We start from the raw sequence: 23,359 nt of genomic DNA, 5'->3' as shown, positions 1-23,359 counted from the left end.
GAGATTCGCCGCGGAGAAATCCCTGAGATCACTATTGCCGGACGGGGCGAGTATCACGGAGCGTTCCGCTGGGAAGACCTCAGCGACGTCGTGCTGACCGAGCACGATCTGCTGACGCGTTAAGGCATTCCTGCAGCGCGGCCCTTCAGAACCTCCCGCTCCCGGTCATTGCGCGCCAGCGCAGCAGCAGTACTGAATTCAGTCCGTGCCTCTTCGATCCGGCCGAGGCGGGACAGCAGTTCAGCCCGTACGCTGGGCAGCAGATGCGAGCCGCGGAGCGCACCCGAGGCAGCAAGCCGGTCCACCATCTCCAGAGCCGTTGCCGGACCGGTCGCCATGGAAACCGCAACGGCGCGGTTTAGCTCCACCACAGGAGACGGTGCCAGCCGGCCCAAAGCCTCATACAGCAGCACGATCCGCTGCCAGTTCGTACCCTCCACACTCGGCGCAACCGTATGGCACTGCGCGATCGCGGCCTGCAAGGCGTAGTTTCCCCGGCCGCGCCCCAGAGCATCAGCTTGAGCCAGGGCAGCCCGTCCGCGCTCAATCTGGGCGCGGTCCCACAGCGTGCGGTCCTGGTCGGTCAGCAGCACGGGTGATCCATCCACACGGGTCCTGGCACGGAACCTGGATGCCTGGAACTCCATCAGCGCCACCAAGGCGAACGCCTCCGGCTCCCGCGGAACAAGGCGGGACAAGAGCCGGCCCAACCTCAAAGCCTCCAACGCCAGGTCCTGGCGCAACCACGATTGCCCTGCGGAGGCAGCGTACCCCTCCGTGAACAGGAGGTAGATCACCGCGAGCACTCCGCCGAGCCGGTCCCGCCACTCATTCGGTTCCGGTACGCCGAAAGGAACCCGGGCGGCGGCCAGGGTCTTCTTTGCCCGGACAATCCGCTGCTGCACCGCGGCCACCGGTAGCAGGAACAGCCGCGCGATCTCCCTGGTGGACAGTCCGCCCACAATCCGCAGGGTCAACGCCACCTGCGCTTCACGGGACAGCACCGGATGACAGGCCACAAAAATCAGCTTCAGGACGTCGTCTGGCAGCGGATCCCACGCCGGGGCGGCTTCGTCGCGGAGCTCCCTGCCGAGATCCGCGTAATGCTCCTCGAGACGCTCCGCCCGCCGCCAGGCATCAATCGCGCGGCGCTTGGCGACGGAGGTCAACCACGCAGCCGGGTTCCGCGGCACGCCCCCAGCCGGCCAGGAGGCCAGCGCCTCAGCCACCGCTTCCTGGGCAACGTCCTCCGCCAGACCCAGATCCCCGGTGGCACGGGCCAAGGCCGCGACAATCCCGGCACCGTCAATCCGCCAAACGGCGTCTATCCGGTGGCGGACTGCGGCCGCAGCGTCCGCACCAGCCGTCTCCTCACCCGGGGGGACCCCGCTGCCTGCATCCGCCATGGCGCTAGGGGTTCTCCGCGCGCAGCTTCTCTGCCTGCTCCCGCCATCCTTCTTCCTTCTGGATGTACTCGTTGTCCGCGAAGTCCTCAAAGTCAGAGGCATCGGTAACCCGCCGGACTTCCAGCTTCGCGCCGGGGCCAAGCGGGCACCGGCTGGCCCACTCCACAGCCTCATCCTTTGAGGAAGCCTGGATAATCCAGAATCCGTTGAAGAGCTCGTGGGTCTCGCCGTACGGGCCGTCGGTGATCAGCGGCGGGTCTTCGGAAAAGTCCACCAGGAAGTTGGCATCCTCCGTTGCCTCGGCCAGTCCTTCGCCGGCCAGCAGCACACCGGCGTTGATCATCGACTCGTTGTAGGCGCCCATGGCGTTGATGATTTCTTCAAACGGCATGTCCTTGGACGCTTCAACGGCCGAATCGGTGGTCCGCATAATCATCATGTACTTCATGGCATTCTCCTGACCTCTAGAGGGAGCGCTCCGTGCTGCTCCTACTATGCCGTCGAACGGGCTGCATGGATATCGACAGCCGCGGAGAAATTGTTTTGTTCAGAGCGCGCCGACCGATCGACGTACGGCGTGGGAACTGATTGGGAGCTGCGACCCCAAGAGTGGGGGCAGGTCGATAGAGCACGTACCCCTCCGGAAGGTGCTGGTTTACCAGTTCCCTCTCCGCCATCCGAAGCCCGCTGTGATCTGTCTCCACTCTGATAAGCCGACACGTAGATCGGAAACGGTTCATGCCGGTCCTTACCCAAGTAGTCTCCGGAATAACTGAGGCCTCCGCCCATCCAATACGTGCTGTAGTGGTCCCTGACCAACTCGGGAAAGTCCTGAAACATGTCCATGCGTTCTCTCCCGCCGTGTGTGTTCCGCTGAAAGGGCAAGAACCGATCACAGGGAAAGCAGGGGAGCAGACGGCCTGTCCGGAGTTGTTCCTGTGGGGAGCACCTCGGCAGCCCGGGACGCGCGGCAGCCGGCAGGCCCCGCAAAGCTCCCGCCGCCGTCGTACATACGGCAAGATTGGGTAGGTGAGCACAGCCAAGACCTCCCCCGAAGAAGCCGCCGACGCCGTCAGCACGGACACCCCGCCCAGCGACAGCCTGCGCGAAGAGTATGAGACTCTCTCTGACCAGGTCCGGAAGTACCGCTTCGCGTACTACAACGAGGACGCCCCGCTGGTCTCCGACGCCGAGTTCGACGAGCTGTACCGCCGGCTCGAGAAACTCGAGGCACTCCATCCGGAACTGGTGACCAACGATTCCCCCACTCAGGAAGTCGGCGGCGAAGTGTCCGCGGCGTTCGCCCCGGTGGAACACCTGTCCCGGATGTACAGCCTGGAAGATGTCTTCTCGCTGGATGAACTCGACGCCTGGGTCAAGCGAGCCGAAGCGTCCATTGCCTCTATCGCACCCGGGTCGAAGGTCCGCTGGCTGACCGAACTGAAGATCGACGGCCTGGCGGTGAACCTGCTGTACCGCAACGGGGAACTGGTCCGCGCGGCAACCCGGGGCGACGGCACCACCGGCGAGGACATCACCCACAACGTGCTCACGATTGCCTCCATCCCGCGCCGCCTCCAGGGGGAGAACCTTCCCGCCGAGGTCGAGATCCGCGGCGAGGTGTTCATTCCTTCCAGGGAGTTCACGCGGCTCAACGAGAAAATGGTCGACGCCGGGAAGGCGCCGTTCGCGAATCCGCGCAACGCAGCTGCCGGTTCGCTGCGGCAAAAGGACCCGAAGGTCACCGCGGAGCGCCCACTGAGCATGTACGTGCACGGCATCGGCGCCCGGGAAGGCCTGGGAGCAGCCAGCCAGTCCGATACCTACGAGCTGCTCAAGACCTGGGGACTGCCCACCTCGCCCTATTACAAAGTGCTGGACACCTATGACGAGGTGCTGGAGTTCATCGCTGCGAACGGCGAGCAGCGGCACAGCCTGGCCCACGAAATCGACGGCATCGTGGTCAAGGTGGATGACTTCGCGCTGCAGCGCGCGCTCGGCCACACCTCCCGGGTGCCGCGCTGGTCCGTCGCGTACAAGTACCCGCCGGAGGAAGTGAACACCAAACTGCTGGACATCCGCGTCAACGTGGGCCGCACCGGGCGCGTCACCCCGTTCGGCATGATGGAGCCGGTCAAGGTGGCCGGGTCCACCGTGGAGATGGCTACGCTGCACAACCAGGACGTGGTGAAGGCCAAGGGCGTCAAGATCGGCGACACCGTCGTCCTGCGCAAGGCAGGCGACGTCATCCCGGAAATCGTCGGCCCCGTGACCGCCCTCCGCGACGGCAGCGAACGCGACTTCGTGATGCCCACGCACTGCCCCTCCTGCGGCACCGAGCTGAAACCGGCCAAGGAAGGGGACGTGGACATCCGCTGCCCCAACGCCCGGTCCTGCCCGTCCCAGCTGCGCGAACGGGTGTTCCACCTGGCTGGCCGCGGCGCGTTCGACATTGAAGCGCTGGGCTGGGAAGCTGCCATCGCGCTGACCTCGCCCGCGGAACCGGAGACTACGCCGCTGACCAGCGAGGCAGGACTATTCGACCTGAAAATCGAAGACCTGGCCGAGGTGCGGATCGAACGGCCCAAGCGTTCCAAGGGCGTAGTAGTGGGTACCGAACTGGTTCCCTACTTCTATACCAAGGGCACCGCGAAGAAGCCCTCCGAGCCGTCGGCCAACACCCGCAAGCTCTTCGAGGAGCTTGAGAAAGCCAAGTCCCAGCCGCTGTGGCGCGTATTGGTGGCACTGTCCATCCGGCATGTGGGTCCGACGGCGGCACGCGCCCTCGCCACTGCGTTCGGCTCCATGGAGAACATCCGGGCAGCCACCGAAGAGCAGCTCGCCCACGTGGACGGCGTTGGCCCGACCATCGCTGCGGCGCTGGAGGAATGGTTCGCCGAAGACTGGCACGTTGAAATCGTCGACTCCTGGGCCCGCGCCGGTGTCCGCATGGCCGACGAGCGGGACGACTCCCAGCCCCGCACGCTGGAGGGCCTCACCGTCGTCGTCACCGGCACCCTGCCGAACTTCAGCCGGGACGAGGCCAAGGAAGCGATCATCACCCGCGGAGGCAAGGCCTCCGGCTCCGTCTCCAAAAAAACCGATTATCTGGTGGCGGGCGAGAACGCCGGCACCAAGCTGGATAAGGCGGAGTCGCTGGGAGTTCCCGTACTGGACGAGGACGGGTTCCGCCAATTGCTGGAGAACGGACCGGTGGACTCAGGTTCGGCAGGCAACGCAGGAGACAACGCAGAGGACAAGGAAACCACGCCATGACCAAAGCACCCGCCCCCGATCCGCTGGAACTGCTCGACGTCGCCCGGCAGGCAGCTGCCGCCGGGGCCGCCGTGCTGGCCAAACGGTCGGAGGAGGGGCTGCACGTGGAGAACAAGGGCGCCTCCGGCGACTGGGTCACCGCCTATGACACCGAGGCCGAGTACGCGGTCCGGGAGGTCATCAACCGGCTGCGTCCCTTTGACGCGGTGACCGGTGAGGAACTGGAGGCCAGCGTTCCGGAGGATCCCTCCGGTATCCGCTGGTCCGTGGACCCGCTGGACGGGACCACCAACTTCATCCGCAATATTCCCTTTTACGCCACGTCCGTGGCCGCGGTGAACGCCGACGGCGAGTGGCTGGCCGGGGTGGTTCACGCACCGGCGCTGGTGCGGGTCTACTGGGCTGCGCGGGGACATGGCGCCTGGCTGGCAGAGCAAGGCAGCCTGCGGCGGCTTCACGGCCCGGATCCCGAACGGACGGGGAGGCTGCTGGGCACGGGCTTCTCCTACGAGCCGGAGGTCCGCTCCGAACAGTACGCCGCGCTGGGGGAGCAGATGGACGGATTTGCGGACCTGCGCAGGCTCGGCTCCGCGGCACTGGACCTGTGCATGGTGGCTGACGGAACCCTGGATGCCTATGCGGAACGGGGCCTGAACGAGCACGACTTCGCAGCCGGTGCGCTCATCGCCGAGGAAGCCGGACTGACGGTCGGCCGTCCCGGTTCGCCGGACCGCAGAATGGACGACGCCGAGCGGCTGGCCGCGGTGACCACTGCCCGGGTCTTTTGACGAAGACCTAAGCGGGACCAGGCGGGGCCGGATACACGGGGACTCTGCGGCCGCTCAGTAGGAGCCGGTCCAGGACGGCACGGAGGTTTTCGAGTCGACCGTGATCCTGTTCCGGTCCATCACAATGACGTGCCCTTTCCAGTAATGGAAGTTGTCCACTACGGCGTCTTCCATGACTTGGACAATGACGCCCATGGTGCTGCAGCCGTCGCAGCGGCTGGCCCCCATGACACGCAGCTTCACGGAACTGATGCCCTTTTGGCAGCTGACGATCATGCCCGGAGCAAGCCGGATTTCCTGCTTCATGTCTACCCCCAGTACTAGAACTCCGTTACGAGACCAATCAGGAACGGTGAAGTGAGACTAGCCAAAGAATGCAGGGAAAAGTCGGGTCTGGCGTGCCCGTTTTCTGCTCGGGGGAAGAATTATGGGTTTCCTGTGCAGGCCTTGAGCAAATCTTGAGCTAAGGGCCGCTTGAGCTCCACCGCACCCTTTTGCCGCGGGGCAGCGGCTGAGGTTTAAGCCGTGAGGAAAGCGGCCCCTCCCGGGGCGGGTATTTGGCTTACCCGCGCGGATAATGGATGGAACTTAGCGAGATCCATGGACCCGGAAGGACGCACCATGCCACGTAAAGTTCAAGCGGCATCGCGCAAGCTGGCACCAGTCGTCACCGCACATGTCCGGGAACAGAAGCCCGAAACGCCCAAAGATCTGGACGCTGCCCGCTTCGCCGCGATTCTCGACGAGCACATCGACTCAGCCCGCGCCAAGATCGACGCCGTGCTGGCGGACATCCGGGAAGTGACTGCGGCCGCGAAGGACACGCCTGCGGATGACGAGCATGATCCAGAAGGCACCACCGTCACGGTGGAGAGGGCAAATGAAGTGGCAATGCTCGCGGCTCTCGAAGCCTCCCTGGTGGAGCTGCTGGATGCCAGGGCGAGGCTCGACGACGGCGCCTACGGAATCTGCCAACGCTGCGGAGAGCCCATTCCGGAGGCCCGGCTGGAGATCCGTCCCGAGGCGCGCTTTTGTGTTGCCTGCGCCGCTGCCGCCCGGCGCCGTTGACGGTCGCCCGCCTGCCGCCTGCCGCCTGCCGCCTGCCGCCTGCCGCCCGGCGCCGCCGGAACCGCTGTGCGCGCCGTCACCACCGGCGCACGGAGGTGCGGGTGCGCCGATAGAATCATCCGTGGAAATCAACCACCACGTAAGGATTCGTAATACCCATGAGCATTACCGTCCGGCGGGCAACACCGGCTGACTATGAAGACATCCGGCGGATCACCCGCGAGGCGTACCTCAAGGCGGGGTTCATTGACGCTGACAATCCCTACGTCCAGGAACTCGAGAACGTTGAACACCGGGATCAGCACGCCGAGCTCTGGGTGGCGGAGAAAGACGGCGCCGTGGCAGGATCCGCCGCCGTCACGTTCGCCGGGCAGCCCTACACGGACATCGCCGTCGACGGTGAACTCGAATTCCGCATGCTGGCCGTTGACCCTGCAGTCCAGCGCGGGGGAGTGGGCCGCGCCCTGGTCACCGCGATCGTGGAGCACGCTCGGAGCCTGGACGGAATCCACGCCGTTTCGCTCACCAGCATGACCAGCATGCTAGGCGCGCACAGCATGTACCTGTCTCTGGGCTTCGAGCGCGTGCCCGAGAGGGACTGGACCGTTCCGGGCGAAGACTACGTGCTGTGGGTCTTCCGGCTGGAACTCTAGCGGGCGGTCATAGCCAGGCACCGGCGTCGGACCCTGCCTTCACGCACGCAGTGAAGGAGCCGCGCCCTGGATGTCCCGGCCACCCGAACCGAGGGGCCAAACGCCGTAGACTGGTACGGATACCGGCGTAAGGCCGAAAATACTGCATAAGACGCATGGGAGACTCATGTCTGAGATCAATCGTGAGGCCGTGGCGCATTTGGCGCGGCTGGCCCACATTGAGATGACCGATGACGAGCTGGACAAGATGGCCGGCGAGCTTGACGTCATCGTGGATTCGATCAAGTCCGTAAGCGAAGTTGCCGGTGAGGATATCCCGGCCACCTCCCACCCGATCCCGCTGGTGAATGTGTTCCGCGAGGACGTCGTGGGGCAGACGCTGACCAATGAGCAGGCCCTGTCCGGCGCTCCGGACAACGCCGAAGGCCGCTTCAAGGTCCCTGCCATCCTGGATGAGGAGTAAATACTTCCATGAGTGAACTGATTACCTCTCCCGCTGCCGTTTTGGCGGAGAAGCTCGCCGCACGCGAGGTTTCCGCCGTCGAAGTCACCCAGGCCCACCTGGACCGCATTGCCGAAGTGGACGGCGAGATCAACGCCTTCCTGCACGTCAATACCGACGAGGCACTCGAAGTTGCCGCCGGTGTGGACAAAGCCCGCGCTGCCGGGGAAGAGCTGCACACCCTTGCCGGCGTTCCCATCGCCGTCAAGGACCTGATTGTCACGGTGGGCCAGCCCACCACCGCCGGATCCAGGATGCTCGAAGGCTGGATGAGCCCGTACGACGCCACCGTGGTCTCCCGGATCCGGGCAGCCCGCATGCCGATGCTCGGCAAGACCAACCTGGATGAATTCGCGATGGGCTCCTCCACCGAGCACTCCGCCTACGGCCCCACCCGCAACCCGTGGGACCTGGACCGCATTCCCGGCGGCTCCGGCGGCGGTTCCGCTGCTGCCGTCGCTGCGTTCGAGGCACCGCTGGCCCTCGGCACGGATACCGGCGGTTCCATCCGCCAGCCCGCGTCCGTCACCGGTTCCGTGGGTGTGAAGCCCACCTACGGCGGCGTCTCGCGCTACGGTGCCATCGCCATGGCGTCATCGCTGGACCAGATCGGCCCGGTCTCCCGGACCGTACTGGATGCCGCGCTGCTCCAGGAAGTCATCGGCGGACACGACCCGCGCGACTCCACCTCGCTGACCGATCCCGTGGGCAACCTTGCCGAAGCCGCCCGCAACGGCAGCGTCGCAGGCATGCGCATCGGCGTCATCAGGGAACTGCAGGGCGAGGGCTACCAGCCCGGCGTACAGGCCCGCTTTGACGAGTCGCTGGAACTGCTCAAGGACGCGGGAGCTGAAATCGTTGAGGTTTCCTGCCCCAACTTCAAGTACGCCCTGGGCGCCTACTACCTGATCATGCCCTCGGAGGCATCCTCCAACCTGGCGAAGTACGACGGCGTCCGTTACGGCATGCGCCGCCTGCCCGCCGACCCGCCGCTCACCATCGAGCGCGTCATGGGCGCCACCCGTGCCGCCGGTTTCGGCGACGAGGTCAAGCGCCGCATCATCCTGGGCACCTACGCCCTCTCCGCCGGCTACTACGACGCCTACTACGGCTCGGCCCAGAAGGTCCGCACCCTGATCCAGCGCGACTTCAACGCCGCGTTCGCCCAGGCTGACGTGCTGATCTCCCCGACCTCGCCGAACACCGCGTTCAAGCTGGGGGAGAAGCTGGACGATCCGCTGGCAATGTACCTGAACGACGTCGCCACCATCCCGGCCAACATGGCCGGCGTTCCCGGCATCTCCATCCCCGGCGGCCTGGCGGACGGGCTGCCGGTGGGCATCCAGTTCCTGGCTCCGGCCCGCGAAGATGTGCGTCTCTACCGTGCCGGCGCGGCACTCGAAGGCCTGCTGGAGCAGAAGTGGGGCGGCCCGCTGCTTGCCTCGGCACCCGTACTCGGAGGAGGAAAGTAATGTCCGTGCACACCCAGGAAGAGACCCTTCCCTTCGAGACCGCCATGGAGAAGTACGACCCGGTGCTCGGGTTCGAGGTCCACGTAGAGCTCAACACCAAGACCAAGATGTTCTCCGATGCGCCGAACGTGTTCGGGGACGAGCCCAACACCAACGTCACGCCCGTGGACCTAGGCCTGCCGGGCGTGCTGCCGGTGGTGAACAAGACCGCCGTGGAGTACTCAATCCTGATTGGCCTGGCGCTGAACTGCAGGATCGCCGAATCCTGCACCTTCGCCCGGAAGCAGTACTTCTACCCGGACACCCCCAAGAACTTCCAAACCTCCCAGTACGAAGACCCCATCGCGTACGACGGCTGGCTGGACGTCGAGCTTGAAGACGGCACCGTGTTCCGCGTCGAAATCGAACGCGCGCACATGGAAGAGGACGCCGGAAAGCTCACCCACATGGGCGGTGCCGCAGGGCGTATCCAGGGCGCGGACTTCTCCCTGGTGGACTACAACCGTGCCGGTGTTCCGCTGGTTGAAATCGTCACCAAGCCGATTGAGGGTGCCGGTTCCCGCGCGCCTGAACTTGCCAAGGCCTACGTGGCAGCCATCCGGGAAATCGTGAAGAACCTCGGTGTCTCCGACGCGAAGATGGAGCGCGGCAACGTCCGCTGCGACGCGAACGTTTCCCTGCGCCCGCACGGCCAGGAAAAGTTCGGCACCCGCTCGGAAACCAAGAACGTCAACTCGCTGCGCGCCGTCGAACGCGCCGTCCGCTTTGAGATCCAGCGGCACGCCGCCGTGCTTGAATCCGGTGAGAAGATCGTCCAGGAAACGCGCCACTGGCACGAGGACACCCGTTCCACCACCTCGGGACGGCCGAAGTCCGACGCCGATGACTACCGGTACTTCCCGGAACCGGACCTGCTGCCCGTGGTCACTACGCCGGAGTGGATCGAAGAGCTGCGCTCCCGCCTGCCCGAACCGCCGGCCGAGCGCCGCAAGCGGCTCAAGGCAGAGTGGGGCTACTCCGACGCCGAGTTCCGCGACGTCGTCAACGCCGACGTTATGGAGGCCATCGAGGAGACCATCGCAGCCGGTGCCTCTGCCCAGGTGGCCCGCAAGTGGTGGATGGGCGAGGTTGCCCGCCGGGCCAAGGAAGCCGAAGTGGATCCGGTGGACACCGGCGTCACTCCGGAACTGATCGTTGAGCTGGACCGGCTGGTCCAGGCCGGCAAGATCAATGACAAGCTGGCCCGCCAGGTCCTGGACGGCGTCCTGGCCGGCGAAGGCACCCCGGAGGAAGTCATCGAAAAGCGCGGCTTGGCCGTGGTTTCCGACGACGGCGCCCTGCTCGAAGCCATCGACGCCGCCCTCGCAGCAGCACCGGACGTTGCGGAGAAGATCCGCGGCGGCAAGATCCAGGCCGTCGGCGCGATCGTCGGCGGCGTCATGAAGGCAACCCGCGGACAGGCCGACGCCGGCCGCGTCCGGGAGCTGATCCTGGAACGCCTGGGCGTTTCCGCCTAGCTGCGCGCCTAACCCCAGCGGCCCCGGAACCGGTGCTGACGGTCAGCTGACCCGATGCGCCGGTTCCGGGGCCGTTGGGCGTTACGCGCCCTGCCGCAGTGTCCGGCGGCACGGTAGGGTGCTGGCATGCCAACGTCCCAGCTCAGGGTGGATGCCGAACTGGTCCGCGGCCTGCTGCAGACCCAGCAGCCGCAGCTAGCGGATCAGGCAATTGCTTCGGTGGGCGACGGCTGGGTGAATCACGTGTTCCGGGTCGGCAGCGAGTATGCCGTCCGCCTTCCCCGGCAGGATGACGCGGCCGTGTTGATGGCCAAGGAACAGCAGTGGCTGCCAACGCTGACCGACGGGCTGGCTACGGCAACCTCGGCGCCCCTCTACTGCGGGGTTCCCCAGGAGCCTTACCCGTATCCCTGGAGCATCAGTGCCTGGTACGACGGACTGGATGTGTCGCTGCAGCCGAGGGACCGAAACGTTCCCCTGGCCGCTCCGCTGGCAGGGTTCCTGAGCGCCTTCCATCAACCAGCCCCTCCGGACTATCCCCGCAACCCCGCGGTGGGCGGTCCGCTGGCGTCCCGGGACCACGCCGTGCAGGAACGGCTCCACTCGGGAATGGTGCCGCATGCGGCCCGGGTTGCCGAACTCTGGGCGGAGGCGCTGGAACTGCCGGGCTGGAACTCGGAGCCGGTGTGGCTGCACGGGGACCTGCACCCCGCCAACCTCATTGCGGGCAGCGGAACCCTTCAGGCAGTCATCGATTTCGGCGACCTTACCGCCGGAGACCCCGCCGCGGACCTCGCGGCAGCCTGGCTCGTTTTCAATCCGGCCGGGCGGCACGCTTTCCGGACAGCACTGGGCGCGCGGTACGACGCGGATCCGGCCGTCTGGCTGCGGGCCCGAGGCTGGGCGCTGTGCATGGCCTCAAACCTGCTCGCCGGAGCGCAGCGCCACCCCGGGCTCTACCTGGTGGGTTCGGAGACACTCATGGAGATCCTGACGGACGACCTCTCCTGGTTCTAGGGCGCGTGCCAGAATGGGCTATGCCCACTTCTTGGAGTCACTCCGTCCGTGTACAGACCGAAGGGGACGGGCACGTCAGCGAGGACAGCTGCGGTTATGCGGACGCCAGCGCCTGGGTGATTGACGGGGCCACGTCCCTGCTGCCGGAACTGGATCTGCCCGGCGCGTCCAATCCGTCCTGGTACGCCCGGACACTGGACCTGCTGCTCGCCGAGAGCGCCGATGCGAAGCCCGGCCCGGATGCCGGTTCCGAAGCAGGCGGCGTGCTGGCTGAGGCACTTCGCCGAGTGGACCGGGTGGCCCAGGAACGGGCCGGAAGCGAACACACCCGGTTCCCCAGTGCGGCGCTGGCCCTGGCGCAGCTCACGGCCGGCGGCGTGGACGTGATGGTATTGGCTGACTGCCATGCGGCAGTGGAGCTGGAGGACGGGTCGGTTGTGCATGTAACCAGCGAACCTGCGGACCTTCGTGTCCACCGCGAACACCCCGCAGATCCTGACCAGGCTCGGGAGCTGCTTCGCCGGGACCGGGAACTGCGCAACACGCCGGGACGCCTCTGGGTGGCCCGGAGGGAACCGGAAGCGGTGCAGCACGCCCACCTGGTCCGTCTGCCGGCCGTGAAGCGCGTGGTGCTGGCCTCGGACGGGGCGTGGCGTGCGGTGGACCTCGGGCTGGTGGACAGTCCCAGTGGTTTCCTCCGGGCCGCGTCGACGCCCGTGGGAGCGCAGCAGCTGCTGCTGGAGCTTCGCCGCCGGCAGGAAGCCATCGGCGAAAAGGCGGACGACGCGACGATCCTGACGGTGGTGCCCGATGCCTGAGATTCCCGTGCTCATCATTGGCGGCGGCATCGCGGGGCTGTCCCTCGCCTCGCGCCTGGTCCGGGCGACCGGCGTCGTGCTCCTGGAAGCCGAGAACTTACTCGGCTACCACACCTCCTCCCGCTCCGCACGGCAGCTCATTCCCAGCTACGGCCCGCCGGCAGTCCAGGACCTCACGGTTCGCACCCTTGCCCTGATCCGGGAGCTGGAGGCCAGCCTGCCTGAACCGATCCTGCGTCCCCGGTCCTTCATGCTCGTGGGCCGCGAGGAGGATGTCCGGGACCGTGCGAGCGGCCACATGCATCCAATCACGGTGGCCGAGGCGATGGGCCTCGCCCCGGAACTGGCAGCAGGCAGCTTCGAAGCCGCAGGGCTGGATACAACGTCCGTCTCCTGCAATACGGACATCCTGATGGACTGGCACCGGGCCCGGATCGAGGCCGGCGGAGGCCGTATCCTCACCGGCCGCCGGGTGGATGCCGCCAGCCGCAGCGAGGGGGAGTGGCTGGTCTCCGCAGGCGGTGAGACTTTCAGCGCAGCCGTAGTCGTCAACGCGGGCGGCGCCTGGGCCGATTCACTGGCAGGCATGTTCGGGGCCCGGCCCCGCGGACTCCAGCCCTACCGGCGAACCGCCGCAATCGTGGAGGCCGGCAATCCGCCCGCTGCGGACGGGCCCATGGTTGCAGGCGCGCTGGACAACTTCTATTACCGGCCGGACCTTGAGGGTGTTCTGATCTCCCCGTCCGAAGCGGTACCCAGCCCGCCGGAGGACGCACGGCACCGGCCCGAGGACGTGGCAGGCCTGGTGGCGCTGGTCAACACGCTGGCCCGCCTGGAGCTGGGACGCGTTGGCCGTGCTTGGACGGGGCTGCGCACGCAGGCTGCTGATGGAGTGCCGGTGGTGGGGTTCGACGACGCCGTTCCCGGCTTTTTCTGGCTGGCGGGGCAGGGCGGTTACGGGTTCCAGACCTCTTCCGGAATAGCCGAACTCGCCGCCGCCCAGCTGCTTGGTGAGCGGCCGTTCCTGAACGTTTCCGAGGCGCTTTCCCCCGCCCGTGCGGGGCTGTGACCAATCTCTCATTCCAGACGGGTAACGAATCGCAGAAACGGCGCGGGAATGGTCAATCAGAGTGCCGGAGAAACCTACAGTTGAAGGGCAGGCCGGCTCCGGCCAATTTCCTATTTCCAGTCCTGCTGTTTGTGCTTTTGAGAGGTCTCGTCAGTGCCAGAAATCATGCCGCCGCAGCTAGCGGGCGTGCAGCAGCGCCCCTTCTACGTCAAAGCCCGTTCCGTCATTACCGCAGTGAGCCTGGTGTGGCTTGTCCTGGCGGTGGCGGGGTACGGCTCCTTCTCCGGCGGGACGACTTCCCTGGCCCTGTCCCTGGCCATGATGTATGGAACGGGTGTGGCCATCGTGGTGGTGGCATCCGCTGCTTACCGGCTGCTGAAGCGCTCGGCAGTCCGCCGTGCTGAGCATGCACCCGAAGACGCGGCCGCGGCTGCGTTCATTGATGCGACCCGGTTTGCTGCCGAAGAAATCCGTGCCGCTCTGACGCCGGCGCGTCCGGGAGCCCGTCCGGCGGTATCTGCGTGGTCCGCGGACTCCCGGCAGGTTGCTGCCGCCGCCCCGGTCTTCCGCGAACCTGGAGCTGAGGCAGCATCTTCCCGCGAACTGCTGGGCCGCAAGGAGGGCGCCGCGGCAGCTCCCGCCGCCGCGTTGTCCGAGGCTGCCGCCGGCACGCCTGCTGCGGCTCCGGCCGCCGGGAAGGGTGCGGCCGGGAAGAATCCGTCCGCCGGAAAGTCCGTGGTGAACAAGAAAGCTTCGGCGAAAAAGAAGAAAAGCAGCAAACCGCGTCCGGCCGAGGCCGGCAAACTGGCTTCGGGTCCGGCTGCCGGGAAACCGGTTCCATCCGCCGTTCGGCCGGGCAGCCGGGCCGGCGGCGAGGCCCAGGGCCCGCCTCCGGCAGTCCAGGACATGAAGCGCGCAGCGTAGGTTTCCGGCCACTCTCAGGAAGTTGCCAGCTTGCTGACAGGAGCTTTTCAGACCGCCGTCCTAACGTAGTTAGTACCTCATAAGGGTGCGAGTGATGAATGGATAGCGTAGTGAACTATCCGGCGCCGGCAGACTAGGGTTGTTCCCCCCAACCAACCCCACAGTCTGCCGGCGTTCTTCATGTCCGGACTTGGAAAGTTTATGAAAGTTACTTGCGCAACATTGCAGTTGCGTGAATACTTCTTTCAGACCCGTTCCGGGCATTCGCCACGTATGAGGAGACTTCAATGAAGAAGCGTCACTTGCCACTCGCCATCCTGGCGACGGCCGCACTCGGTTTGAGTGCTTGTTCAGCAGGCAGCAGCGGCAGCAGCGGGGACGGTGAAACGCTCAACGTCTGGATCATGCAGGGCACCAACGCTGAGTCCGAGGACTTTTTCGAACGCGCAGGGGAGGCCTTCACCGAGCGCACCGGCGCCACCCTGAATGTGGAGATGGTGCAGTGGGCGGACGCACACGACCGCTTTGTAACGGCTATTGCGGGCGGCACCACCCCGGACGTCGCTGAGACGGGCAGCACCTGGACTGCCGAATTCGCCGAATCCGGCGCCCTTGCGCCGATCGGTGACTATGTCAGTGAAGCGGGACTGGACGGCAAGCTCGTCGAGGGGCTGCTGGAGCCCGGCAAGCTGGATGACACGCTCTACGGCATGCCCTGGTACGCGGGAGTGCGCTCCATGGTGTACCGGACCGACCTTTTTGATGCTGCCGGCATCGCGGTGCCCACCTCCTGGGACGAGTTCCGGGATGCAGCCCTGGCCCTGAAGGAAAGCAACCCGGAAATCATCCCGTTCCCGGTGGCCGGCGACGCGGAAAACCTCACCTATCCCTGGGTTTGGGGCAACGGGGGAGAGGTGGCAACCCAGTCGGGAGACACCTGGACCTCCGGACTGGACAGCAAGGAAGCCCGCGACGGAATCCAGTTCTACACGGATTTGGCATTGAAGGACGGTGCCTCCACCACCGGTGCCACCACGTGGAAGGAAACCGACATCCTGGACAACTTTGCGCAGGGCAAGGTTGGCATGGCAATGATGGGTTCCTGGACCCCTTCCGCCATCCTCGAGAAGAACCCGGAACTTGAGGGGAAGATCGGATCCTTCGCCATTCCCGGCCCGGAGGGCGGGTACAGCCCCTCGATGCTCGGCGGTTCGCATCTGTCCATGTTTGAGTCCAGCGAGAACAAGGACCTGGCATGGGAGTTCATTGACCTCATGACCACGGGTGACTTCGCTGCCGAGTGGGCAACGCAGAGCGGCTACTTCCCGGGAGAAACCTCGGCCCTGGAAGCTACGGTTGCTGACGCCGATGAGATCACGCAGGCCTTCGCCGACCAGATGGTAGATGCAGGGGCATACCTGCCGGTCACCCCGCGCTTTGGTGCAGTCCAGGCCAAGAAAACCACCAACACCATGATCCAGTCGATCCTCTCCGGAGAAAAGACAGTGGAGCAGGCTACTGCGGACGCGGCCAGTGAGATGACCAGCATCCTCAACGAGAAGTAGGCAGACGCACCCATGACCACCACGGTAAAGTCTCCGGCTGCCTCCGGGAGCACCAGCTCTCCGGCGGGAGCCGGAGGCCCACGCCGCCGCAAGCGCGCCGCCGCCGCAGCATCGCGGCCGTGGCTCCTGCTTGCACCGGCGCTGATAGTCCTGGCAGCACTGCTCCTCTGGCCGCTCATCCGCGTGCTGATGTTTTCCTTCCAGGATTACGGGCTTCGCCAGATTGTCAGCGGGGATACGAATTTCATAGGTGCCGGGAACTACAGCGAGGCACTCAGCGACCGGCAGCTGTGGACGGTTGTGCTGCCCAATACCGTGGCCTTCGCCGTCGCTGCCGTGTTCTGCACAGTCGTGCTGGGAACCCTGGTGGCCCTGCTGATGAGCAACCTCGGCAAGTTCTGGCGCACGGTTGTGGGCAGCGCCATCATGGTTGCCTGGGCCATGCCCGCCGTGACGGGAACCTACGTCTGGGTGTGGATCTTCGACGCGGACAACGGCATCGTCAACCAGCTGCTCATGGGCGCGGGGCTGATGGACGAGCCCTTCAACTGGTTCACGAACCGCTGGACGTTCTATCTGATCGTGCTGATCAACGTGGTGCACCACGGTTTCCCGTTTGTTGCCATCACGGTGCTGGCCGGCCTGCTTGGCGTCTCCAAGGAGATGCTGGAGGCCGCCGCCATGGACGGAGCCGGCGCGTTCCGCCGGTTTTTCCAGATTACTTTTCCCTCGCTCCGCCAGGTCTTCACCGTGGTGATCATCCTGTCCACCATCTGGGACTTCAAGGTCTTTGGGCAGGTCTACCTCATGCCGGGCGGCTCGGGCACCAACCGCAGCGTGCTCAACCTGGGCGTCTGGTCCTATGTTGAATCGTTCGGCCAGAACCGGTACGGGTTCGGCTCCGCGATAGCCGTATTGCTGACCCTGGTGCTGCTGGCCGTAACCATCGTGTACATCCGCGTCCTGATGAAAGAGGAAGAGCTGTGAGCGCTCGGTCCACCGGCGCGCGTGTCCGCCGCAATTCGATCCTGGCCGTGCTGGTAGCCGCGCTGCTGGTCTTTACTCTCTTTCCGGTCTACTGGATGATGTCCAGCGCCTTCGATGCCAACGCGGCGAGCGGCTCCCAGGGACTGCTCCCCTCCAAACTTTCGCTGGAGAACTTCACTTTCGTCCTGAGCGACGGCGGCTTCGCCCGCTTCCTGCGCAACTCGCTGATGGTCGCGGCAGCAGTGGTTCTGTGCAGCGCCGTCCTGTCCCTGCTCGCATCCGTCGCCGTAGCCCGCTTTCGATTCAAGTTCCGCACGGCGGTCCTGCTCATGATCCTGGTAGTGCAGATGGTCCCGCTGGAAGCCCTGGTAATCCCGCTGTTCGTCCAGGTGCGTGACCTGCAGCTGCTCAACACCCTGCTGGGACTCATCATCGTCTACATCACCATCTCGCTTCCCTTCGGCATCTGGATGCTGCGCGGCTTCGTGGCTGCCGTTCCGGTGGAACTCGAGGAAGCGGCGTTCCTGGACGGGGCGAGCTGGTGGCGGATGTTCCGCTCGGTCATGCTGCCGCTGGTGATGCCCGGCCTGGTCGCTACCAGTGTCTTCAGCTTCATCACGGCGTGGAACGAATTCATCTTCGCCATGACCCTGCTCGGCGGCGCCAGCGAGAACTATACGGTGGCCATTGGCCTCAAGCAGTTCTTCGGGGAGAACTCAAACGACTGGGGCAGCGTCATGGCCGCATCCACGCTGATCACCCTCCCGGTCATGATCTTCTTCATCGTGGTGCAGGGCCGGCTCTCGTCAGGTCTCGTAGCAGGGGCGGTCAAGGGATGAGCGCCCCGACGCAGGTCCCGGACCGGAGAATCCTGGAAGCCGTCAACGGTGTGATCCTGCCCGGTTTCTTCGGCACCGATCTTCCGCAGTGGCTTGCTGAGGCCCTCGACGACGGCCTGGCCGGAGTTGTGTACTTCGGCCAGAACATCTCCCCGGACACCGCGCGGCTTTCGGCAGCCATCCGCTCCCGCCGGCCCAGTGCGATCATTGCCGCCGATGAAGAGGGCGGGACGGTGACCCGCCTCGAGGCCGAACACGGCTCCACCCTGCCTGGCCCTGCACAGCTGGGACAGGCGGGGGACATGGGCCTGAGCACCTCGGTAGGTGCCGCCCTTGCGGTGCGGGCCGCCGCTGCCGGGATCAACCTGGTTCTGGGGCCGGTGGCGGACGTCAACACCAACCCCGCCAACCCTGTGATCGGTGTGCGGTCCTTCGGGGCAGAGCCCCGTGGTGTTGCTGCCCACGTCGCCGCCGCAGTCCGCGGCATCCAGGCGTCCGGCGCGGTAGCGGCCTGCGCCAAGCATTTTCCGGGCCACGGTGACACGCACACGGACTCGCATCTGGCGCTGCCCGAACTGCGTTTGGCGACCGGCGAGATTGAAGAGATCCACTTCGAACCGTTCCGTGCCGCCGTAAGCGCAGGCGTCCGCGCGGTCATGACCGCCCATATCCGGGTGCCGGGCTGGGGTGATGCCCCGGCCACACTTAACCCCGTAATCCTTGGCAAGCTGCGTGCCATCGGGTTCAGCGGCGTCATTGTCACCGATGCACTGGATATGGCAGCTATCCGCGAAGGCATCGGCATGGGTGCCGGAGCTGTCGCCGCGATCCGGGCCGGTGCGGACCTGCTGTGCATCGGCAACCCGCGGACCAACCCAGGCAACACGGATGAAGCGGGCGCCGACTGCCAGGACTACCTCGTGGTCCGGAACGCGCTGCTCGCGGCGGTGGCCTCGGGAGAGCTCTTCCTTGAGCAGCTGGAGCAGGCCGCAGCCCGGGTAAGGACGCTGGCGGCTGATCTTGAACCATCCCGGGACCTGGCGATGACAGAGACCGCGGAGCCGGACTGGGCCGCCGGAGCCGCCCCGGGAATCGATGTCAGCGGCACCGTGGCACGTTCGGCGGGGCGGCTGGCGCTGGTGGACCTGCGGGCGCGGGCCACCCTGGCCGTCGCGGCGGAATCGGATGCCTTCCGGCGGGCCTTCGCGTCACGCCGAGCGGTTCTTGCCCTGCTGCCCGTGACGGCGCCGCAGGCCTGGGCGGATAACCTCCGGGGCCTTGAACCGGACGCAGACGTGATTGTCCTGGTAGACCGGATCGGCGTACCCGGGCCCCAGCGGGACGCTCTCGAGGAGATTGCGGCACTGCGCCCGGACGCCGTCGTCGTCAACGTTGGAGTGGCGCCGGAACCCGGGTTCGCCAACCGCCTGGACCGGATTGATGCTCGGGCCAGTTCCGCACTGAGCGCCGGCATCGTTGCCGGGCTGGTCTACGGGGAGGCGTCCGCGTGATTATCCTGTCTTTGCAGTCCGGTACCAGCGCGGACGGGATCGACGTTGCCCTGGTCCAGGCCGAGGCCAGCGGTGACCCGCTTACGCCTGAGCTCGCCATGGTGCCGCTGCTGACCCGCACGCTGGACTGGGATCCGGAGCTGCGGTCCCGGATTCTGTCCTACGCGGACGGGGCCGCCCTCGACGCCGGAGCCCACACTGCCCTCACCACCGCAATCGGCCAGGGGTTCGCGGCGGCGGCCAGCGCCGCGGCAGCCGAATGCGGTGTCATACCTGATCTGGTTGTCTCCCACGGCCAGACCGTCTTCCACTGGGTCCAGGACGGCCGCGCCCTGGCCACCCTCCAGCTGGGGGAACCTGCGTGGATAGCCGAGGCAGCGGGCTGCCCCGTGCTCGCGAATCTTCGGGCCGCCGATATTGCCGCAGGAGGGCAGGGCGCACCGCTCATGGGCCTCTTCGATGCAGCCTTCTTTGGGCCGGCGTCCCATACAGCAACCCTGAACCTTGGCGGCATCGCAAACCTTCAGATCCTGTGCAGCGACGGCACCGCCCTGGCCTTCGATACCGGCCCCGCGAACGTCCTCCTGGATGCGAGCGTTGCGCGGGAGACCGGCGGGCGGCTTGGATTCGACCGTGACGGGGAGCTGGCTGCCCGGGGCGCGGTGCATGACGGTGTTCTGGCCGCCCTGCTGGAGCATCCCTATCTAGGCCGGCCCGCGCCCAAAAGCACGGGCCGCGAGACCTTCACCCTGGCTTGCCTGGCATCCGCCGAAGAAACTGCGGGGGTGCGTCTTGGGCTGCCGGACCAGCTCGCGACCCTGGCCAGATTCACGGCAGTCACCGTGGCGGACGCGCTGCACCGCGCCGCACCATCCGTTCACACCCTGGTTGCCTCCGGGGGCGGTGTCCACAACCCCGCGCTGATGCGCGAGCTTGACGCAGTGCTCGCCCGGACCGGGGTGGCGCTGCAAAGCAGCGAGGAGGTGGGAATCGATCCCAGGTTCAAGGAGTCGCTGCTGTTCGCCTTCCTTGGGTTCTGTTCGTGGCACGGCATCCCCTCCACCCTTGTGGAAGGGGTCTCGCGGATCGCCGGAACTATCACTCCCGGCCCCCGTGGAATCACCCTGCCGGTGCCGCTGCAGGGCATCCGCCGGCTGAGCCTGCGGGCTTCCCTCGATACCGGAGGGCAGCTTGGGAACTAAACCGAGCCGACTGGCCGTGGACCTGGGCAAGACCTCCTGCCGTATGCGGCTCTTTGACGCAGAAGGGACTATCGCGGAGCACAGCGGCCCGGGTGCCCCCGGGATAGCAGATGCGCCGGCACTGTCAGTGCAGGCGATCCGCAACGTGTATGACCGGTTTCCCCCTGAACGGCTGGCAGCCCTGGCAGGAGTAGGGATCGGCGCTGCGGGCGTGGAAGCGGACCGCGGTGCCGCACGGCAGCTGGCCAGCGAAGTCCGTGAGTTCACAGGTGCCCCGGTTGCCCTTATCAACGACGCTCTCGCGGCACACGCCGGTACCTTCGCCGGCGGCCCTGGAGTCATCCTCGTCATTGGAACAGGTGCCATAGCCTACGCTGTCGCCGAGGACGGTGCCACCGCCCAGTTTGACGGGTGGGGGCCGTGGCTCGGAGACGAAGGCAGCGGCCGCTGGATCGGGCAGGAAGGGCTTGCAGCCGCCTTGCGTGCCTTCGACGGCCGCGGACCGCACACCGCGCTGACGGCCAGGGCTGCGGTCCTGGCCGGGGACCTGACGGCCCTTCCGGCGTGGGTGGCAGCCGGAGGAAATCCCGCCCGCCGGCTGGGACTTTTCACACCCGATGTGCTCGAGGCTGCGGCCGACGGCGATCCGGTGGCCCGCGACGTCGTGCGCCGGGCCTGCAGCGCGCTCACCGGAACCGCCCGTGCCTCCGGCGCCGCCGAGCTGGCCGTGTGGGGCGGCGTGACCTCGCATCCATATTTTTCGGCCGAATTGGCCAAGGCGTTTGCCAATGCCGGCATCACCATCATCGCCCCGCTGGGGAACGCCCTTGACGGTGCCGCGCTCATCACCGCGCGGACCGATCTCGGGTACGAAGAGAGGATTATCCGTGGATGACCAGACACAGCCCGGGGAACGGGCGCACCTGCGTGAATTCCTAGGCACCCTGCCCACCGAAATGGTCGGTGAACGCTATCCGGACCTGGACCTGCTGACCGACACCGAGTTCGTGCACGCCATGATCGAAAGCGAGCGTGCGGTAGCCGACGCGGTAGCTGCTCAGGCGGACCGGATCACGGCGGCGCTGAACGGCATTGTTGCGGGCATGGCCCGCGGCGGGCGTCTGATCTACATCGGAGCCGGCACTGCCGGACGCCTGGGGATCCTGGACGCGAGCGAGGCGCCGCCCACCTTCGGGATCGGGGAAGACGTAATTGTCGGCCGGATCGCCGGCGGGCCCGGCGCAATCCATACAGCGGTCGAAAACGCGGAGGACGATTCGAGCGCCGGTGCACGCGACGTCGATGCCTTGGATGTGGGCCCGGACGACGCCCTGGTAGGTATCTCTGCTTCCGGACGGACGCCCTACGTGGTCGGCGCCCTGCAGCGTGCACGGGAGCGGGGCGCCTTCACGGTTGCACATGCCTGTAACCCGAACTCGGCTATCGCCGCGGCGGCGCACGTGGGCATTGAAACGGAGGTGGGGCCCGAACTGCTTACCGGATCGACGCGGCTCAAAGCGGGGTCGGCGCAGAAACTCGTGCTGAACACCCTGAGCACAGGCGCCATGATCCGGGCGGGCAAGGTCTACCGTAACCTCATGGTTGATCTTCGGGCTACGAACGAGAAGCTGCGTGCCCGCAGCGAGCGCACCGTCATGCTGGCCACGGGCGCCGGGCCCGAGGCAGCCGCAGCGGCACTCCGGTCCAGCGGCGGGTGGGTCAAGGCAGCGATCCTTTCACTTGAGGCAGGCATCCCGGCACATGCCGCCGTCGCAGCCCTGGAGGCAAACGGTGGATTCCTGCGCCCGGCCATTGCCGAGGCGAGGGCGGCCTGATGCGCGCCCTGACCAGGATCCAGGGATCACTGGACCGCTTCAGCGCGGCTGAAGCGAAAGTTGCCAGCGCCATCCTGGCAGACCCGCGCATCGTGGTGGACAATCCGATCACCCGTATGGCGGAGCTCTGCGGCACGTCCGCGGCAACGGTGGCCCGCTTCTGCCAGGGGCTTGGCTACTCAGGATACCGCGAGTTCCGGTTCGACCTGGTGGGAACCACCAGCCGTGACCAGGCGGACCTCGACCGTTCGAACATCTCCACCGGCGACATCGATCCCGCGGACACCGTGGCGGACGTCGCCGCGAAAGTGCTCTTCCAGGAAACCCAGGCGATCGAGCACACCCTGCGCGAACTGGACCTTGCAGCCGTAGACCGGGCCCGCGACGCGCTGGCCGAGGCGCCCGATGTGGTGGTCGCAGGCTTCGGCTCATCCGGTCTCACCGCACATGACCTGAACATGAAGCTGCAGCGCATTGGCCGCCGCAGCTCACACCACGCCGACGTGCACCTGGCCCTTTCCTCCACTGCCCTGCTGCGCCCGGGGGGAGTGTTCATTGGCATCTCGCACTCCGGTGTAACCCCGGAGATCCTGGGACTTCTGAAGGAAGCCCGGCACACCGGGGCAACCACGGTGGGACTCACCAACGACGCAGGCTCGCCGCTGGCGGAACTGTGCGACATCCTCCTCACGACACATGTCCGTGAACATGCTTTCCGCTCCGGGGCAACGGCCAGCCGTACGGCCCAGCTTGCCGTGACCGATGTACTGTTCGTGCGCCTGGCGCAGAGTCTGTTCGACACCATGAACGATTCGCTCAGCCGAACCCGGGAGGCAGTCATCCGGCACCGCGCAGACCAGGAAGTCTCACGGCGCGGCCGCAGCGCCAGTTAACGCTGCAAAAACGCCCC

The 23,359-nt window shown here is 66.3% G+C and carries 22 protein-coding genes; 19 read left to right on the top strand and 3 right to left on the bottom strand.

What is annotated here, in order from left to right:
• Window positions 1–119 precede the first annotated feature (119 nt).
• Both ITX31_RS02270 and ITX31_RS02265 read right to left on the bottom strand, forming a co-directional pair.
• Entirely contained in the window at window positions 120–1,406 is a 1,287-nt protein-coding gene (locus ITX31_RS02270) for an RNA polymerase sigma factor (RefSeq protein ID WP_194781867.1), read from the bottom strand.
• Window positions 1,407–1,410: 4 nt separating this feature from the next.
• On the bottom strand, window positions 1,411–1,854 hold the full coding sequence (locus ITX31_RS02265; RefSeq protein ID WP_194781866.1) for a YciI family protein: 444 nt from the start codon (window positions 1,852–1,854) through the stop codon (window positions 1,411–1,413).
• A gap of 581 nt (window positions 1,855–2,435) precedes the next feature.
• On the opposite strand from ITX31_RS02265, the gene ligA reads away from it, so the two are divergent.
• Together ligA and ITX31_RS02255 are read left to right on the top strand one after the other, a co-directional pair.
• Window positions 2,436–4,682, top strand: a complete 2,247-nt coding sequence (gene ligA / locus ITX31_RS02260) for an NAD-dependent DNA ligase LigA (RefSeq protein WP_194781865.1) — start codon at window positions 2,436–2,438, stop codon at window positions 4,680–4,682.
• Entirely contained in the window at window positions 4,679–5,470 is a 792-nt protein-coding gene (locus ITX31_RS02255; RefSeq protein ID WP_194781864.1) for an inositol monophosphatase family protein, read from the top strand. The genes ligA and ITX31_RS02255 overlap by 4 nt, the downstream gene beginning before the upstream one ends.
• 54 nt (window positions 5,471–5,524) lie before the next feature.
• On the opposite strand, the gene ITX31_RS02250 is transcribed toward ITX31_RS02255, so the two are convergent.
• Window positions 5,525–5,776 (bottom strand): hypothetical protein, encoded by a 252-nt coding sequence (locus tag ITX31_RS02250; RefSeq protein ID WP_194781863.1) that lies wholly within the window; start codon window positions 5,774–5,776, stop codon window positions 5,525–5,527.
• Between the two features lie 315 nt (window positions 5,777–6,091).
• Between ITX31_RS02250 and ITX31_RS02245 the strand changes: the two genes are divergently transcribed.
• The 17 genes from ITX31_RS02245 (at window position 6,092) to ITX31_RS02165 (ending at window position 23,342) form a co-directional block, all read left to right on the top strand.
• Window positions 6,092–6,538 (top strand): TraR/DksA family transcriptional regulator, encoded by a 447-nt coding sequence (locus tag ITX31_RS02245; protein WP_194781862.1) that lies wholly within the window; start codon window positions 6,092–6,094, stop codon window positions 6,536–6,538.
• A gap of 158 nt (window positions 6,539–6,696) precedes the next feature.
• A complete protein-coding gene (locus ITX31_RS02240; protein ID WP_194781861.1) occupies window positions 6,697–7,191 on the top strand; it encodes a GNAT family N-acetyltransferase in 495 nt (164 codons plus the stop codon).
• A gap of 166 nt (window positions 7,192–7,357) precedes the next feature.
• Window positions 7,358–7,654, top strand: a complete 297-nt coding sequence (gene gatC, locus ITX31_RS02235) for an Asp-tRNA(Asn)/Glu-tRNA(Gln) amidotransferase subunit GatC (RefSeq protein WP_055240369.1) — start codon at window positions 7,358–7,360, stop codon at window positions 7,652–7,654.
• An 8-nt stretch (window positions 7,655–7,662) separates the two neighbouring features.
• Window positions 7,663–9,165, top strand: a complete 1,503-nt coding sequence (gene gatA, locus ITX31_RS02230) for an Asp-tRNA(Asn)/Glu-tRNA(Gln) amidotransferase subunit GatA (RefSeq protein WP_194781860.1) — start codon at window positions 7,663–7,665, stop codon at window positions 9,163–9,165.
• Entirely contained in the window at window positions 9,165–10,682 is a 1,518-nt protein-coding gene (gene gatB / locus ITX31_RS02225; protein ID WP_194781859.1) for an Asp-tRNA(Asn)/Glu-tRNA(Gln) amidotransferase subunit GatB, read from the top strand. The genes gatA and gatB overlap by 1 nt, the downstream gene beginning before the upstream one ends.
• 126 nt (window positions 10,683–10,808) lie before the next feature.
• Entirely contained in the window at window positions 10,809–11,699 is an 891-nt protein-coding gene (locus ITX31_RS02220) for an aminoglycoside phosphotransferase family protein (RefSeq protein WP_194781858.1), read from the top strand.
• Window positions 11,700–11,719: 20 nt separating this feature from the next.
• On the top strand, window positions 11,720–12,517 hold the full coding sequence (locus ITX31_RS02215) for a protein phosphatase 2C domain-containing protein (RefSeq protein ID WP_194781857.1): 798 nt from the start codon (window positions 11,720–11,722) through the stop codon (window positions 12,515–12,517).
• Window positions 12,510–13,586, top strand: coding sequence for an NAD(P)/FAD-dependent oxidoreductase (locus tag ITX31_RS02210; protein WP_194781856.1), 1,077 nt, complete (start codon window positions 12,510–12,512; stop codon window positions 13,584–13,586). Before ITX31_RS02215 ends, ITX31_RS02210 begins: the two co-directional genes overlap by 8 nt.
• A gap of 165 nt (window positions 13,587–13,751) precedes the next feature.
• Window positions 13,752–14,510, top strand: a complete 759-nt coding sequence (locus ITX31_RS02205; protein WP_194781855.1) for a hypothetical protein — start codon at window positions 13,752–13,754, stop codon at window positions 14,508–14,510.
• A 287-nt stretch (window positions 14,511–14,797) separates the two neighbouring features.
• On the top strand, window positions 14,798–16,075 hold the full coding sequence (locus ITX31_RS02200; RefSeq protein ID WP_194781854.1) for a sugar ABC transporter substrate-binding protein: 1,278 nt from the start codon (window positions 14,798–14,800) through the stop codon (window positions 16,073–16,075).
• Window positions 16,076–16,087: 12 nt separating this feature from the next.
• Window positions 16,088–17,062 carry a carbohydrate ABC transporter permease gene (locus ITX31_RS02195; protein ID WP_194781853.1) on the top strand — a complete coding sequence of 325 codons (975 nt, stop codon included), beginning with the start codon at window positions 16,088–16,090 and terminating at the stop codon, window positions 17,060–17,062.
• The gene (locus ITX31_RS02190) at window positions 17,059–17,901 is read left to right on the top strand and encodes a carbohydrate ABC transporter permease (RefSeq protein ID WP_323745550.1); all 843 of its coding nucleotides are present in this window, start codon (window positions 17,059–17,061) and stop codon (window positions 17,899–17,901) included. The genes ITX31_RS02195 and ITX31_RS02190 overlap by 4 nt, the downstream gene beginning before the upstream one ends.
• Window positions 17,898–19,412: a glycoside hydrolase family 3 N-terminal domain-containing protein gene (locus ITX31_RS02185; RefSeq protein WP_194781852.1), complete on the top strand. Its 1,515-nt coding sequence runs from the start codon at window positions 17,898–17,900 to the stop codon at window positions 19,410–19,412. Before ITX31_RS02190 ends, ITX31_RS02185 begins: the two co-directional genes overlap by 4 nt.
• The gene (locus tag ITX31_RS02180; protein WP_194781851.1) at window positions 19,409–20,614 is read left to right on the top strand and encodes an anhydro-N-acetylmuramic acid kinase; all 1,206 of its coding nucleotides are present in this window, start codon (window positions 19,409–19,411) and stop codon (window positions 20,612–20,614) included. The genes ITX31_RS02185 and ITX31_RS02180 overlap by 4 nt, the downstream gene beginning before the upstream one ends.
• Complete coding sequence (locus tag ITX31_RS02175) at window positions 20,604–21,509, top strand: N-acetylglucosamine kinase (protein WP_194781850.1); 906 nt, start codon at window positions 20,604–20,606, stop codon at window positions 21,507–21,509. The genes ITX31_RS02180 and ITX31_RS02175 overlap by 11 nt, the downstream gene beginning before the upstream one ends.
• On the top strand, window positions 21,502–22,449 hold the full coding sequence (gene murQ, locus ITX31_RS02170) for an N-acetylmuramic acid 6-phosphate etherase (protein WP_323745549.1): 948 nt from the start codon (window positions 21,502–21,504) through the stop codon (window positions 22,447–22,449). The genes ITX31_RS02175 and murQ overlap by 8 nt, the downstream gene beginning before the upstream one ends.
• Window positions 22,449–23,342, top strand: coding sequence for a MurR/RpiR family transcriptional regulator (locus ITX31_RS02165; protein WP_194781848.1), 894 nt, complete (start codon window positions 22,449–22,451; stop codon window positions 23,340–23,342). Before murQ ends, ITX31_RS02165 begins: the two co-directional genes overlap by 1 nt.
• Window positions 23,343–23,359: the final 17 nt, after the last annotated feature.

It is taken from the genome of Arthrobacter gandavensis (assembly GCF_015355785.1).
Lineage (GTDB): Bacteria > Actinomycetota > Actinomycetes > Actinomycetales > Micrococcaceae > Arthrobacter_B > Arthrobacter_B gandavensis_A.
Note: the sequence above shows the minus strand (reverse complement) of the source record. Positions and strands in the feature narration are given on the sequence as shown.

Excerpts from the sequence above, each read along its gene's own strand:
- ITX31_RS02270 (WP_194781867.1), bottom strand. The coding sequence starts at position 1,406 with ATGGCGGATGCAGGCAGCGGGGTCCCCCCGGGTGAGGAGACGGCTGGT.
- ITX31_RS02265 (WP_194781866.1), bottom strand. The coding sequence starts at position 1,854 with ATGAAGTACATGATGATTATGCGGACCACCGATTCGGCCGTTGAAGCG.
- ITX31_RS02255 (WP_194781864.1), top strand. The coding sequence starts at position 4,679 with ATGACCAAAGCACCCGCCCCCGATCCGCTGGAACTGCTCGACGTCGCC.
- ITX31_RS02250 (WP_194781863.1), bottom strand. The coding sequence starts at position 5,776 with ATGAAGCAGGAAATCCGGCTTGCTCCGGGCATGATCGTCAGCTGCCAA.
- ITX31_RS02245 (WP_194781862.1), top strand. The coding sequence starts at position 6,092 with ATGCCACGTAAAGTTCAAGCGGCATCGCGCAAGCTGGCACCAGTCGTC.
- ITX31_RS02240 (WP_194781861.1), top strand. The coding sequence starts at position 6,697 with ATGAGCATTACCGTCCGGCGGGCAACACCGGCTGACTATGAAGACATC.
- gatC (WP_055240369.1), top strand. The coding sequence starts at position 7,358 with ATGTCTGAGATCAATCGTGAGGCCGTGGCGCATTTGGCGCGGCTGGCC.
- gatA (WP_194781860.1), top strand. The coding sequence starts at position 7,663 with ATGAGTGAACTGATTACCTCTCCCGCTGCCGTTTTGGCGGAGAAGCTC.
- gatB (WP_194781859.1), top strand. The coding sequence starts at position 9,165 with ATGTCCGTGCACACCCAGGAAGAGACCCTTCCCTTCGAGACCGCCATG.
- ITX31_RS02220 (WP_194781858.1), top strand. The coding sequence starts at position 10,809 with ATGCCAACGTCCCAGCTCAGGGTGGATGCCGAACTGGTCCGCGGCCTG.
- ITX31_RS02215 (WP_194781857.1), top strand. The coding sequence starts at position 11,720 with ATGCCCACTTCTTGGAGTCACTCCGTCCGTGTACAGACCGAAGGGGAC.
- ITX31_RS02210 (WP_194781856.1), top strand. The coding sequence starts at position 12,510 with ATGCCTGAGATTCCCGTGCTCATCATTGGCGGCGGCATCGCGGGGCTG.
- ITX31_RS02205 (WP_194781855.1), top strand. The coding sequence starts at position 13,752 with ATGCCGCCGCAGCTAGCGGGCGTGCAGCAGCGCCCCTTCTACGTCAAA.
- ITX31_RS02200 (WP_194781854.1), top strand. The coding sequence starts at position 14,798 with ATGAAGAAGCGTCACTTGCCACTCGCCATCCTGGCGACGGCCGCACTC.
- ITX31_RS02195 (WP_194781853.1), top strand. The coding sequence starts at position 16,088 with ATGACCACCACGGTAAAGTCTCCGGCTGCCTCCGGGAGCACCAGCTCT.
- ITX31_RS02185 (WP_194781852.1), top strand. The coding sequence starts at position 17,898 with ATGAGCGCCCCGACGCAGGTCCCGGACCGGAGAATCCTGGAAGCCGTC.
- ITX31_RS02165 (WP_194781848.1), top strand. The coding sequence starts at position 22,449 with ATGCGCGCCCTGACCAGGATCCAGGGATCACTGGACCGCTTCAGCGCG.